Annotated in this window: 14 protein-coding genes; 3 read left to right on the top strand and 11 right to left on the bottom strand. The window is 63.0% G+C overall.

Going from position 1 to position 11,920, the window contains the following annotated elements:
- Window positions 1-185: 185 nt before the first annotated feature.
- The 7 genes from rseP to FJ964_RS00860 form a co-directional block, all read right to left on the bottom strand.
- Window positions 186-1,328 carry an RIP metalloprotease RseP gene (gene rseP, locus FJ964_RS00890; protein ID WP_140548363.1) on the bottom strand — a complete coding sequence of 381 codons (1,143 nt, stop codon included), beginning with the start codon at window positions 1,326-1,328 and terminating at the stop codon, window positions 186-188.
- 100 nt (window positions 1,329-1,428) lie between these two features.
- Window positions 1,429-2,244 carry a phosphatidate cytidylyltransferase gene (locus FJ964_RS00885; protein WP_140548361.1) on the bottom strand — a complete coding sequence of 272 codons (816 nt, stop codon included), beginning with the start codon at window positions 2,242-2,244 and terminating at the stop codon, window positions 1,429-1,431.
- Window positions 2,241-2,975, bottom strand: a complete 735-nt coding sequence (locus FJ964_RS00880) for an isoprenyl transferase (protein ID WP_140548359.1) — start codon at window positions 2,973-2,975, stop codon at window positions 2,241-2,243. The genes FJ964_RS00885 and FJ964_RS00880 overlap by 4 nt, the downstream gene beginning before the upstream one ends.
- A gap of 34 nt (window positions 2,976-3,009) precedes the next feature.
- Window positions 3,010-3,564 carry a ribosome recycling factor gene (frr, locus tag FJ964_RS00875; RefSeq protein WP_140498698.1) on the bottom strand — a complete coding sequence of 185 codons (555 nt, stop codon included), beginning with the start codon at window positions 3,562-3,564 and terminating at the stop codon, window positions 3,010-3,012.
- 111 nt (window positions 3,565-3,675) lie between these two features.
- Window positions 3,676-4,398, bottom strand: coding sequence for a UMP kinase (gene pyrH, locus FJ964_RS00870; protein ID WP_140498986.1), 723 nt, complete (start codon window positions 4,396-4,398; stop codon window positions 3,676-3,678).
- A 163-nt stretch (window positions 4,399-4,561) separates the two neighbouring features.
- Window positions 4,562-5,671 carry an aldo/keto reductase gene (locus FJ964_RS00865; RefSeq protein ID WP_140548357.1) on the bottom strand — a complete coding sequence of 370 codons (1,110 nt, stop codon included), beginning with the start codon at window positions 5,669-5,671 and terminating at the stop codon, window positions 4,562-4,564.
- Window positions 5,672-5,707: 36 nt separating this feature from the next.
- Entirely contained in the window at window positions 5,708-6,235 is a 528-nt protein-coding gene (locus FJ964_RS00860; RefSeq protein ID WP_140548355.1) for a nuclear transport factor 2 family protein, read from the bottom strand.
- A 111-nt stretch (window positions 6,236-6,346) separates the two neighbouring features.
- Between FJ964_RS00860 and FJ964_RS00855 the strand changes: the two genes are divergently transcribed.
- The gene (locus FJ964_RS00855; RefSeq protein ID WP_140548353.1) at window positions 6,347-7,273 is read left to right on the top strand and encodes a LysR family transcriptional regulator; all 927 of its coding nucleotides are present in this window, start codon (window positions 6,347-6,349) and stop codon (window positions 7,271-7,273) included.
- 27 nt (window positions 7,274-7,300) lie between these two features.
- Here the strand turns inward: FJ964_RS00855 and tsf are convergent, their stop codons facing one another.
- From tsf to FJ964_RS00835, 4 genes are all read right to left on the bottom strand, one after another.
- Window positions 7,301-8,221 (bottom strand): translation elongation factor Ts, encoded by a 921-nt coding sequence (tsf, locus tag FJ964_RS00850; protein ID WP_140498706.1) that lies wholly within the window; start codon window positions 8,219-8,221, stop codon window positions 7,301-7,303.
- 107 nt (window positions 8,222-8,328) lie between these two features.
- Window positions 8,329-9,111, bottom strand: coding sequence for a 30S ribosomal protein S2 (gene rpsB / locus FJ964_RS00845; RefSeq protein WP_140498708.1), 783 nt, complete (start codon window positions 9,109-9,111; stop codon window positions 8,329-8,331).
- Between the two features lie 201 nt (window positions 9,112-9,312).
- Entirely contained in the window at window positions 9,313-9,591 is a 279-nt protein-coding gene (locus FJ964_RS00840; protein WP_140548351.1) for a DUF4031 domain-containing protein, read from the bottom strand.
- A 155-nt stretch (window positions 9,592-9,746) separates the two neighbouring features.
- The gene (locus tag FJ964_RS00835; RefSeq protein ID WP_140548349.1) at window positions 9,747-10,574 is read right to left on the bottom strand and encodes a cell envelope integrity EipB family protein; all 828 of its coding nucleotides are present in this window, start codon (window positions 10,572-10,574) and stop codon (window positions 9,747-9,749) included.
- Window positions 10,575-10,712: 138 nt separating this feature from the next.
- Between FJ964_RS00835 and FJ964_RS00830 the strand changes: the two genes are divergently transcribed.
- Window positions 10,713-11,177 carry a RidA family protein gene (locus FJ964_RS00830; RefSeq protein ID WP_140548347.1) on the top strand — a complete coding sequence of 155 codons (465 nt, stop codon included), beginning with the start codon at window positions 10,713-10,715 and terminating at the stop codon, window positions 11,175-11,177.
- A gap of 11 nt (window positions 11,178-11,188) precedes the next feature.
- Window positions 11,189-11,917: a glycerophosphodiester phosphodiesterase gene (locus FJ964_RS00825; RefSeq protein ID WP_140548345.1), complete on the top strand. Its 729-nt coding sequence runs from the start codon at window positions 11,189-11,191 to the stop codon at window positions 11,915-11,917.
- The last annotated feature ends 3 nt before the right edge of the window (window positions 11,918-11,920 follow it).

Genomic DNA, 11,920 nt, shown 5'->3' with positions numbered 1-11,920 from the left:
GGCGAGAAAACCGGACGTGCGGTAATTTCCCGTACCGTATTAACCGGATTTTCCCTACACGCAAGGCTTCTGGTTAATTTGTATTTACTTAACCCTGGTGCGTGGCTTTCGCGTCACTCATATCCCCGTGCATGGTAAACGGCGTCTCAACATCGACCATGCCGAAGCCAAATTTCTTCATGATTTCAGCACCCAAACAGATCGTTCCAGAATACGAAACCCATGAAGCCCAAAACCAGAAGCAGACCGGCCCGATAGGCCATTTCCATCATCCGTTCCGACACCGGCCGGCGGATGACGGCCTCCACCCCGTAGAACAGGAGATGGCCGCCGTCGAGGGGGGGAATCGGCAAAAGATTGAGGATGCCGATGCCCACGGACAGCAGCGCAACGAGCTGCACGAGCCATTCGAAGCCGAGCTTCGCCGCCTTGCCGGCCATGTCGGCGATCTTCACCGGGCCGCCAAGCTGGCACTTGTCCTCGCGCCCGACGACGAAGCGCTGCAGGAACTGGCCGGTGCGCTGGATGACGTGCCCGGTCTCCTCCACCGCCGCGGTCAACGCGCCGGCGGGGCTGTAGGTGACCAGCCTGGGCTGGCCGAGTTCCTTGTTGTTGACGACGCCGATCACAGCCACCTTGACCTTGTTGCCGAGCGCGTCCTGCTGCTCCATCAGTTGCGGCGTGGCGGTCACGGTCACTTCCTTGCCGTCGCGCAGCATGACGAAGGTGATGCTGTCGCCGGCCCGGCCCGAAACCAGGCGTTGGACATCACCGAAGGTTTCGATCTTGCTACCGTCGACGCTGACGAATCGGTCGCCGGGCAGGATGCCGGCTTTCGCCGCCGGACTGTCGGCGGTCACCTCGGCCACCATGGGTTCCGCGACATAGCGGCCATAGGCTGAAAACAGCACCGAAAAGACGACGATCGTCAGCAGGAAATTGAACAGCGGCCCGGCCACCACCGTCGCCGCCCGCTTCCAGATCGGCTGGGTGTGGAAGGCGACCTTGCGTTCCGCGTCGGTCAGCGCTTCGATCTCTTCCGTCGACGGCAGGCTGGAGGTGGCGTTCATGTCGCCGACGAATTTGACATAGCCGCCAAGCGGTATGGCGCAGAGCTTCCAGCGCGTGCCGTGCCTGTCGTTGAAACCGAAGAGTTCCGGGCCGAAACCGATCGAAAAGGCCCTGACGCCGATGCCGCACCAGCGGCCGACGAGATAGTGGCCCATTTCGTGGACGAACACGACCACGGTCAGCACGAACAGGAAGGGCACGAGCGTGCCGAGAAGGAAGCCTTCCATGCCGAAGATCGCGTGAAGAATCTCGTTCAACTCAAATCCTCAGTTCTTCCGCGACATCGTTGCGCCGCGACTGTGACATCAATCCAGGCGAATCCAAGGCGCGCCCGCATCGATCGTGGAACGATGCCGTTCAAATGGGAAACAGCCCCTGTGCCGGCTGATCGGCGCCCGCCGCAATCCAGCCGATGACGTATAGGGCGAAAGCCGCCGCGACAAGCCCGTCGACACGGTCCATGACGCCGCCATGGCCCGGAATGAGCGCGCCCGAATCCTTGCGGCCGTGGCGGCGCTTGACCCAGGATTCCAGGAGGTCGCCAGCCTGGGAGACGATTGAAAGCGCGAGCGCGACGAGACCGAGCAGCGCCAGGTCGCCCGCACCGGCGGCGGCGGCCAGGATGAGCCCCGCAACGACCCCACCGACGGCGCCGCCGAGCGCGCCACTCCGCGTCTTGCCGGGAGAGATGGACGGCGCCAGCCTCGGGCCACCGACGGCCCGGCCGACGAAATAGGCAAAGATGTCGGTCGCCCAGACCACCGCGAACAGGAACAGGATGGCGACGAGGCCGGAATGGTCGCCGTCACGCAGCAGCGCAAGGGAAAGACCCGAGACGGCTGCATAGGCAAGGCCTGACGCATCCCACTGCCCGGCCCCGCGCAGTTGGGCGGCGATGGCCGTGACGGCGACCAGTGCAGCCACCAGCAGCAGCAGCCACAAGGCTGGCAGGCCGGCGATCAGGGCGACGAGGAACACCAGCAGCAGCGCTTCCGGCAAAAAACCCAGCCCGGTCGTCCCGGAGGGGCGGGACATGCGCGTCCATTCATAGAAGATCACCGCGGAAATCGCGGCTGAAAGCAACCGAAACGGCAGGCCGCCGAGCCAGGTCAGGCCAAGCGTCGCGATGGCAAGCACGACCGCCGAAAGGACGCGAAGCTGAAGATTGCTCATCCCGCGGCCGGTCGCGAAGCGACGTCCTGCGGGCCCAGTCCGCCGAAACGGCGTTCGCGGCCGGCAAATTCGCGCAAGGCTTCGGCGAGGTGCTCACGGCTGAAGTCGGGCCAATAGCAAGGCAGGAAAACAAGCTCGCTATAGGCAGCCTGCCACAGAAGAAAATTGGAAAGGCGAAGCTCACCGCTGGTGCGTATGACCAGTTCGGGATCGGGAATGCCTTGTGTGTCGAGGCAGCCGGCAAAGGATTCGGCGGTGATGGCCTCGCTGTCGAGCTCGCCGCGCGCGACGGCCGAGGCAAGTTTGCGCGCCGTGCGCACGATCTCGTCGCGTCCGCCATAGTTGAAGGCGATGATCAACGTCAGCGCCTCGTTGGCTGACGTCAGCGCTTCGGCTTCTTCCAGCAGGAGCCTGATATCGGGCTGCAGCCCTGCCCTGTCGCCGATGATCCTGACACGCACGCCGCTGCGGTGCAGTTCGGCGAGGTCGCGGCGAATGAACAGCTTCAACAGGCCCATCAAGTCGCTGACTTCGGATTTCGGCCGCGACCAGTTTTCCGAAGAGAAGGCATAGACAGTCAGGTAGGAAATGCCGAGATCGGGCGCGGCACGCACCGTCTTGCGCAGTGCCTCTACGCCCGCGCGATGGCCGGCGAGCCGCGGCATGCCGCGCGCCTTGGCCCAGCGTCCGTTTCCATCCATGATGATCGCGACATGCGCGGGCGTTGCCATGATCTCGCTTTCGGGCCAGCCGCCGGCCAGACCCTTAAACCTGCATGATTTCAGCTTCCTTGTCGGAAAGCAGGTGGTCGATGGTGCTGATCGTTTCGTCGGTAAGCTTCTGGACCTGGTCGGAGCGCTTGCGCTGATCGTCTTCGCTGATAACGCCGTCCTTCTCCGCCTTCTTCAGGAAGTCCATGCCGTCGCGGCGCACATGGCGCGCTGCGACACGGGCGTTCTCGGCGTAGCCATGCGAGATCTTGACGAGTTCCTTGCGGCGCTGCTCGTTGAGTTCCGGCAGCGGAATCCTGAGATTGGTGCCGTCCACGATCGGGTTGAAGCCCAGATTGGATTCGCGGATGGCGCGATCGACCGCGCCCACCATCGACTTGTCCCAAACCGACACCGAAATCATGCGCGGCTCAGGCACCGTGACATTGGCCACCTGGTTGATCGGCATGCTGGTGCCATAGGCCTGCACCTGGATAGCGTCGAGCAGGTTGCTGGAAGCGCGACCGGTCCGCAGCGAAGCCAGGTCATGCTTGAACGCGGCGATTGCCCCATCCATGCGCCGCTTGAGATCGTCGTACTCACCACTCATTTTAGTCTCCTCGACCCGTCTGACGCGGGTTCACTGCTTTCGGGGCACGGCCCCGTGTTCGAGCCTGATTTCGAAACCGGTTTTCGCCTTTTTCCGCGATCAGGCCCCGGATCAATCGTCCGCGACGACCGTGCAGCGGCCGCCGCCCCTTAGAATATCGCCGAAACCACCTTTTTCGTGGATCGAATAGACGATTATCGGAATGTTGTTTTCGCGCGCAAGTGCAATCGCAGCCGTATCCATGATGGAAAGCCCGCGATTTATCACTTCGGCATGGCTGATGCGCTCGAAACGCGTCGCGTTCGGGTCCTTCTTCGGGTCGGCGGAATAGACGCCGTCGACCTGTGTGCCCTTGAACAGCGCGTCGGCGCCGATTTCAGCGGCGCGAAGTGCCGCGGCCGAATCAGTGGTGAAGAACGGATTGCCGGTACCGCCGGCAAAGATCACCACCTTGCCCTGGTTCATGTAGGCGGTTGCCTGGCGCTGCGAAAAGCTCTCGCAAAGCTCAGGCATGGCGATCGCGGAAAGAACCACCGCATCGACGCCGATCTTGTTCAGCGAGGTGCGCAGCGCCAGCGAATTGATGACGGTGGCGAGCATGCCCATATGGTCGCCGGTGACGCGGTCGCCACCCTTGGAGGCAACCGCCACACCGCGAAAGATATTGCCGCCGCCGATGACGACGCCGACCTCGATGCCCAGTGCGCGGGCTTCGGCGATGTCGCCGGCGATACGGTCGACGACCGAGACATCGATGCCGAAATGCTGTTCGCCCATCAATGCTTCACCAGACGCTTTCAGCAAGACACGTCGGTAGAGGGGCTTCACCGTCATCTGGTCCTCGTCATTTGCATGTGGTGCGCCCGGGCGTGGCCACCCCCTTCGCGCAGGCGCCGCCCCCGAACAATGGCGCGATGCCGAGTTCCGATACACGAAGGGCGCCGCGATGTCACGCAGCGCCCGACGGCAAATGGCGGCCGGCGCCCCGGCGGATCGATCAGCTGGTGGAGACGCTGGCCGCCTCGCCTTCGACAAGCACCGGCAATGCGTAGCCCGAGGGCTTGTCGCCGGTCGTCGCGCCCCCGGTGACGCGCGCTTGTATCTGCGATCCGAAATAGGAATAGGGAAACGGTGCGGGAGTTCCGCTGACCGAATCCAGCCGGTCGCGAAGCGCGGCTGGGATCTCGAAGTCCAGCGCCCCGAGATTGTCCTGCATCTGATCGAGCTTCGTTGCGCCGAGAATGACGGTGGCGATGCCCGGCTGTGTCGCCACCCAGTTGAGTGCGACCTCGGCCATGCCGCGGCCAAGCTCGGCCGCGACCTTCTCGAGTTCGGCCACGATCGCCCAGTTGCGCTCGGTGAATTTCTGGAAGCCCGGATGCGTCGAGTTGCGGAACCCGTCGAGCCGGCCGGCATTGCCGGCCTGCATCGGCCGGTATTTGCCGCTGAGCAGGCCACTGGCCAGCGGGCTCCAGACCATGATGCCGGCGCCATGGCGCGTGCCGAAAGGCACGAATTCGTTTTCGATCGTGCGCTCGGCGAGCGAGTATTCAAGCTGCAACGCCGAGACCGGCTCATAGCCGCGCAATTCGGCGATCGCCTGCGCCCGAGCCGCGTACCATGCGGGCACGTCGGACAGGCCGACATGGCGTATCTTGCCCGCACGCACGAGGTCGTCCAGCGTGCGCATGACCTCCTCGGCCGGCGTCAGCCTGTCCCAGACATGCAGGAGATAGAGGTCTATATAGTCTGTACCCAACCGCTTCAGCGAAGCGTCGACCGCCCGCATGATGTTCTTGCGCCCGTTGCCGCCGGCATTCGGATTGCCGGGCTCGGTGTTCATCGTGAATTTGGTGGCGATCACCGCTCTGTCGCGCAGGCCGCGCTCGGATACGAACTCGCCCAGCCAGGTTTCGGCGGTGCCGCCGGTATAAAGATCGGCGGTATCGAAGAAATTGCCACCGGCCTCGACATAGGCGTCGAATATGGCGCGGGCGGTCTCCCTGTCCGCTCCCCAACCCCATTCGGTGCCGAAGGTCATCGTACCCAGCGCCAGCCGGCTGACGCGCAGGCCGCTGTTGCCGAGAGTATAGTAATTCATGGTCATGATATCGTTCCCATTCTGATCGCCGGATGCCGCCGTTCACTGGCCGGGCGTGGTCTTCACCCAGGGGTTGCCGCGCTCATGCGTCATGCGGAATATGAAGCCATCCACCTTCCAGCCGGCGTCGGAACGGATGAAATGGTGCTCGTATGTGCCCCAGACTTCCCAGAGCGGATCGCCATTGCCTTCCATGCGGTTCCAGGCATAGCCGTTCGACAGGACGGTCGCTGTGTCCGCTTCGAGAACGACCTGGTGATTGGTGCGCAGATGCAGGCTGGTCTTGCTGCCCTTGAGGTTGCCTGCCCAGGCGCCGATCAGGTCGTCGGAGGCGATGTCGGCCGCCGGCTGTCCGGACAGGCTGCTGAAATCCGCAGTAACCCGATCCGCGAAATAGCTGCGGGCAAGCTTCCAGTCCTGTGCATCGACGGCGCGGTCGATGGCATCGGCGATGCGGATGACCGCGCGCTCGTCGGCAAGCGGCTGCCACTCCGCCGGTTCGACTCCCCCGGCATCGATCGGCGCCAGCGCCAGTCCCGCGGCGAAGGTCACATGTTTCAAAGCGTTCATGTCTCGTCTCCTGGAAATCAGCTCCCCCGCTGTATCGGGGACAATGTGGATCAATGCGCCACCGTCGATAAGATTGCATTGTTCGCAAAGACTATGCGATACCATTCATGAATGGACCGGGACCTCCTCACCCACCTGCCCGTCATCGTTGCCGTGGCGCGACGCGGCGGCTTCGCGCTTGCCGCGGCCGAGCTCGGCATGAGCCCGTCGGCGGTCAGCCATGCGGTGCGGCTGGTGGAAGAACGCATCGGCCAGCCGCTGTTTGCGCGCACGACACGTAGCGTCTCGCTGACAGAAGCCGGCAAGGCACTGGTGGAGACAGCGGGCCCTGCCCTTCAGGACATCGCGGAGCGGATGGACCGCATCCGCGGCGTCAAGGGACGGCCTTCCGGTCTGCTCAGGATCAATGCCTCCAACATCGCGATCCCTTTGGCGGTGACGCCTCTGCTCGCAGCCATGGCCGATCGCTATCCGGATGTGACGGTCGAGGTTTTCGCCGATCAAGCCCTGGTCGATATCGTCGGGGAAGGTTTTGACGCCGGCATCAGGCTGGGCGAGATGATCGCGCAGGACATGACCGCCATACGGCTGACGCAGCCTTTCAAGGCCGTGCTCGTCGCCTCGCCGGACTATATCGGAAAGCGCGGCCGTCCACGCGACGTGGCCGACCTCGAGAACCATAATTGCATAGGCTACAGGCTTGTCCGCTCCGGCGCGCTCTATCGTTGGGATTTGAACGACAACGGCAAGGATGTCGGGGTCGAGACGCGTGGCACCGCCGTCGTGACCGATTCGCTGGCGGCGATCGACCTTGCGCTTGCGGGGGTCGGGGTCGCCTATGTGTTCGAGCCGCTGGTGCGCGCCGATCTTGCCGCCGGACGCCTCGTCCAGGTCCTGCCAAAGACGGCAATCGAGGAACCTGGCCTTTTCCTTTACTTTCCGCGCCGGGCGTCGATGGCGCCGAAGCTGAGGGCCTTCATCGACACCGCACAGGAAATCGGCCGGGCATCCAAGCGGACACCCGGCCGAGTTGCCTGAGCTGTTCAGCCGTACTTGGTCTTCGGGCTATTTCTTGACCGCCGCCGCGACTTCCGCCGCGAAATCGGTCGCTTCCTTCTCGATGCCTTCGCCGAGCGCGAAACGCAGATAGGCCGAGATCTTGGCCGGAGCGCCGATCTCCTTCTCGGCATCCTTCAGCGCCTTCTCGACGGTGATGTCGGGATTGAGCACGAAGGCCTGCTTCAGGAGCACGACTTCCTCATAGAACTTGCGCAGGCGGCCCTCGACCATTTTCTCGATGATCGCCTCCGGCTTTCCGGACTGGCGCGCCTGGTCGGCGAAGATCGCCTTCTCGCGCTCGACCGCCGCGGGATCGAGTTCCTCGGTGGTCAGTGCCATCGGGTTGGTGGCGGCGACATGCATAGCGACCTGACGGGCGAATGCATTGGCGGCGTGCTCGTTGCCCGTGGTCTCGATGGCGACCAGGACGCCGAGCTTGCCAAGGCCGTCGGCAACCGCATTGTGAACGTAGGTCGCGACGGCGCCGTGCGGAACGGTGAGCTTGGCCGAACGGCGGAAGCCCATGTTCTCGCCGATGGTGCCGACGGCGTCCTTGATGGTGTCGGTGACCGACTTGTCCGAACCCGGGTACTTCGCGGCAGCCACGGCCTCGCTCGTGCCATAGGCCAGAGCCACCTTGGCGACGTTGGCGACGATCTCCTGGAAGGCGGCGTTGCGGGCGACGAAGTCGGTCTCGGAATTGACCTCGACGACCGCAGCCTCGCGCACGCCGGAATCGACGCCGATCAGGCCCTCGGCCGCGGTGCGGCCGGCCTTCTTGTCGGCCTTGGAGATGCCCTTCTTGCGCAGCCAGTCGACGGCCTCTTCCATGTTGCCGTTGGTCTCGTTCAACGCCGCCTTGCAGTCCATCATGCCCGCGCCGGTCAAGTCGCGGAGTTCTTTGACCTGTGCAGCCGAAATGCTCATTGTCGCCTCTTTGTTCAAATGCGCCGACGCACCATCGAATCTCGACGGTGCGTCCGTTTAACGCGTCAAAATATTAGAAAGATGAAGGCCGTGACCGGCCTTCGCTATCACGCTTCCGGAGTTTCCGCCGCCGGAGTTTCGCCGAGCACCGGCTCGACCGGAGCTTCCACCGAAGCGCCGATGTCGACGCCGAGCGCGCCCTGCTGGCGGGCGATGCCGTCGATGGCAGCCTTGGCGATCAGGTCGCAATAGAGCTGGATGGCGCGCGCGGCGTCGTCATTGCCCGGGATCGGGAAGTCGATCTTGTCCGGATCGCAGTTGGAATCGATGATGGCCACGACCGGAATGCCAAGGCGCTTGGCCTCGAGGATGGCGATCGCCTCCTTGTTGGTGTCGATCACGAACATCAGGTCGGGCGTCGAGCCCATGTCCTTGATGCCGCCGAGAGCCTTGTCGAGCTTCTCGCGCTCGCGGTCGAGGTTGAGGCGCTCCTTCTTGGTCAACCCTTGCGCCTCGCCGGCCAGCATCTCGTCGAGCTTGCGCAGGCGCTGGATCGAGTTCGAGATCGTCTTCCAGTTGGTCAGCATGCCGCCGAGCCAACGCGAGTTGACATAGTACTGGGCCGAACGCTGCGCGGCATCGGCGACGATGTCGGACGCCTGGCGCTTGGTGCCGACGAACAGCACGCGGCCGCCCTTGGCGACGGTGTCGGAAACCTGCTTCAGCGCCTGGTGCAGCAACGGCACCGTTTGGCTGAGGTCGATGATGTGGATGTTGTTGCGGGCGCCGTAGATATAGGGCGCCATCTTTGGGTTCCAGCGGTGGGTCTGGTGGCCGAAGTGAATGCCAGCTTCCAAAAGCTGGCGCATGCTGAAATCAGGCAGAGCCATTCTCATTTTCCTTTCCGGTTAGCCTCCACGGACACAGGCATTTTCGGACGAAGTCCTCGATGCCACCGGAGGTTTCAGCCGGATTTCTCCCGGGCAGACACCAAAGTCCGTGTGTGGAATGAGCGCGCATATAGAGGGGAAGTGCTCTAAACGCAAGCGCGACGACACATTGCGGCGCGCCTGCGGCGATCCGCGCGTGCTTCAACGCTTTATCTTACCCTTTGGCACCCTCACCCGCCGGAAGATCGCGACGATCTCCTCGCGGCTGCACTCGATGGCGCCGAGCCGCACCGCGCGGTCGCGCTCGAAACCGGTTATGTCATAATGCGGCGCCGATGTCTTCGGCGGCCCCTGGTAGGATGAGCGCTTGATGCCGAGTTGCGCGGCGAAGCGATGCAGTTCATCGGTGTCGTCGGCCATCAGATGGCACCAGCGATGACCAACCCATTTCCAGATCGCCGCGTCGACATAGACCGCCATGAGGCTCGCCGCATTCCTTCTTTTGCCGACCGGTGGTCCGCGACGAGCGATGATAGAAGGGATTCGCACAGAAGATGAAGCGGCCGGCGGCCTCGAGAAGATGAGAAGCCGCCGCGGCGCTTTCAAGCCGTGGACCGCGACGGCTGCGTCGAAGCTTATTTCGTCGGGCAGGCCTTCGTCTGGTCGAACAGCGACAGATTGACCAGCTTGCCGGTCATGGAGAAATCGCCATAGTCCATGGTTAGATCTCGGGTGATGCCGTTCTCGTGCAGCTTGAAGCTGATCCGGTATTCCGGCGTCTCTTCTCCGTTCTTGGCACTGTCGTCGAAATAGGCGATGTCGACCGGCCAGTATTTGTCGGTAGCGAGCTTGGCCAGCGCCGGCGCTTCCGGATCGGCCTTGTCGGCATCGGTCCTCTTGCCGACGACGACGGTGGTGGACATCACCTTGTTGGCGTCCTCGGAACCGTCGAACAGATTGGTTTGATAGAAGTTTTCACCCTTCTCGGCCTTGTCTATCAATTCGACCAGATGCTGGGTCGGAAACTGGGTGGCGGCAAGTTCCAGGCTGCTCTTCTCGGGCTTGTCGATGTCGACCTTCAGCCCTTTCGTTTCCTTCGTGGCGACGCCCTTGACCTCCTTGTCAAGGTTCTGGTCGACAAAGGATTTGGTCACGAACGAGAAGGTCTTGCCTTCGGCATCTTCGAATGTCGTCGTCTGCTGGTCGGTCAGCTTGGTGTTGTCGCTGGTGGCGATCTGGGTGACAAAGCGGAATTTCACCGTATAGCCTTCGCAGGCCGACCCGTTGAATTCATAGACCATGCGGCCGGTAATGCCGGTGATGCCGGAGCGGTCGTCCGCCTTCTTGAGCGTAAGATCGTAAACGGCGCGATGCGCCTGCAGCGCCGGCACGGCGAAAGCGGGACCTATCGAAAAGACCGCCGGCAACAGGACGGCATGGAATGCAAGGCGCGTTGCGCGCATGAGAGGCTCCGATCGTCGCGGCTGATGGCAGGCCGCAGGGAAAGATGGTCCAGCTTAAAAAAAGTCGTGGCGGAAGCGAGGCAAAAATAGCAATTTCGGCCCGGCTGACGCGGCGCCTTCCAGCAATAGGGAAAAGCAATGAGTGAAACAATCGAAAAGCGGCTAAACGACCTCGGGGTCACCATTCCCGCGGCCGCGGCGCCTGCCGCCAATTACGTGCCGCATTGCAGGACCGGAAATCTGCTTTTCACCGCCGGACAGTTGCCGCTCAAGGACGGCAAGCTGCAGGCGAGTGGACTGCTTGGCCGCGACGTCGACACAGCAACCGGCAAGGAAGCGGCAAGATACTGCGCGATCAACATTCTGGCGCAGGCCAAGGCAGCACTTGGCGATCTCGAGAAGATACGCCGGCTGGTCAAGATCACCGTCTTCGTCGCCTCCGCGCCGGATTTCGTCGAGCAGCATCTGGTCGCCAACGGCGCCTCCGATTTCCTGGTGGCGGCGCTCGGCGAGCGCGGCAAGCATGCCCGTTCCGCCGTCGGCACGGCTTCGCTGCCGCTTAATGCCGCCGTGGAAATCGAAGCGATCTTCGAAGTCGAGTGAGCGAGCCTGACATGACCGACCTTTCCTGGCTGATTGCCCGGCCTGTCGCCCATCGCGGCTTTCACGACATGAACAAGACGCGCTGGGAAAACACCCTCTCCGCCTTTGCCGCCGCGGCCGAACGCGGCTATGCCATCGAATGCGACGTGCACCTGTCGTCGGACGGAGTTCCCGTCATTATCCATGATGGGGACTTGCAGCGGCTGACCGGGCACGACGGTTTCGTCTGGCAGCGCACGGCAGCCGAACTGGCGGCGCTCAGGGTCGGCGGCACGTCTGATCATGTGCCGACGCTGCGCGAGGTGCTCGATCTGATCGACGGCCGGGTGCCTTTGGTGGTCGAGCTGAAAGGCGTGGCTGGATACGACAATGGCCTGGTAGCGAGCGTCGGCAGGCTGCTCAAGCGCTACAAGGGCAACGTGGCGATCATGTCGTTCGACCACTGGCTGATCCGCGATTTCGCCAGGGACGCGCCGGGCATACCGGCTGGATTGACCGCCTATGGCAAGGACGACAGGCTGATCGAAGCACATTTCGCCATGCTGGCGCATAAGATCGACTTCACGTCCTACGCCGCCGGCGACCTGCCGAATCCATTCGTCAGCTTTGTGCGTGAACGGCTCAAAATGCCGGTCATCACCTGGACGGTGCATGACCAGCCGGCGGTCGACCTTACATTCAAATACGCGGACCAGATGACGTTCGAAGGGTTCGAGCCTGATCTGGTCAAAGTCGCTTGAGGC

Source organism: Mesorhizobium sp. B2-3-2 (genome assembly GCF_006442295.1).
Lineage (GTDB): Bacteria > Pseudomonadota > Alphaproteobacteria > Rhizobiales > Rhizobiaceae > Mesorhizobium.
Note: the sequence above shows the minus strand (reverse complement) of the source record. Positions and strands in the feature narration are given on the sequence as shown.

Coding starts and splice junctions, on each gene's coding strand:
- FJ964_RS00885 (WP_140548361.1), bottom strand. CDS start 2,244: ATGAGCAATCTTCAGCTTCGCGTCCTTTCGGCGGTCGTGCTTGCCATC.
- FJ964_RS00880 (WP_140548359.1), bottom strand. CDS start 2,975: ATGGCAACGCCCGCGCATGTCGCGATCATCATGGATGGAAACGGACGC.
- frr (WP_140498698.1), bottom strand. CDS start 3,564: ATGAGTGGTGAGTACGACGATCTCAAGCGGCGCATGGATGGGGCAATC.
- pyrH (WP_140498986.1), bottom strand. CDS start 4,398: ATGACGGTGAAGCCCCTCTACCGACGTGTCTTGCTGAAAGCGTCTGGT.
- FJ964_RS00865 (WP_140548357.1), bottom strand. CDS start 5,671: ATGACCATGAATTACTATACTCTCGGCAACAGCGGCCTGCGCGTCAGC.
- FJ964_RS00860 (WP_140548355.1), bottom strand. CDS start 6,235: ATGAACGCTTTGAAACATGTGACCTTCGCCGCGGGACTGGCGCTGGCG.
- FJ964_RS00855 (WP_140548353.1), top strand. CDS start 6,347: ATGGACCGGGACCTCCTCACCCACCTGCCCGTCATCGTTGCCGTGGCG.
- tsf (WP_140498706.1), bottom strand. CDS start 8,221: ATGAGCATTTCGGCTGCACAGGTCAAAGAACTCCGCGACTTGACCGGC.
- rpsB (WP_140498708.1), bottom strand. CDS start 9,111: ATGGCTCTGCCTGATTTCAGCATGCGCCAGCTTTTGGAAGCTGGCATT.
- FJ964_RS00840 (WP_140548351.1), bottom strand. CDS start 9,591: ATGGCGGTCTATGTCGACGCGGCGATCTGGAAATGGGTTGGTCATCGC.
- FJ964_RS00835 (WP_140548349.1), bottom strand. CDS start 10,574: ATGCGCGCAACGCGCCTTGCATTCCATGCCGTCCTGTTGCCGGCGGTC.
- FJ964_RS00830 (WP_140548347.1), top strand. CDS start 10,713: ATGAGTGAAACAATCGAAAAGCGGCTAAACGACCTCGGGGTCACCATT.
- FJ964_RS00825 (WP_140548345.1), top strand. CDS start 11,189: ATGACCGACCTTTCCTGGCTGATTGCCCGGCCTGTCGCCCATCGCGGC.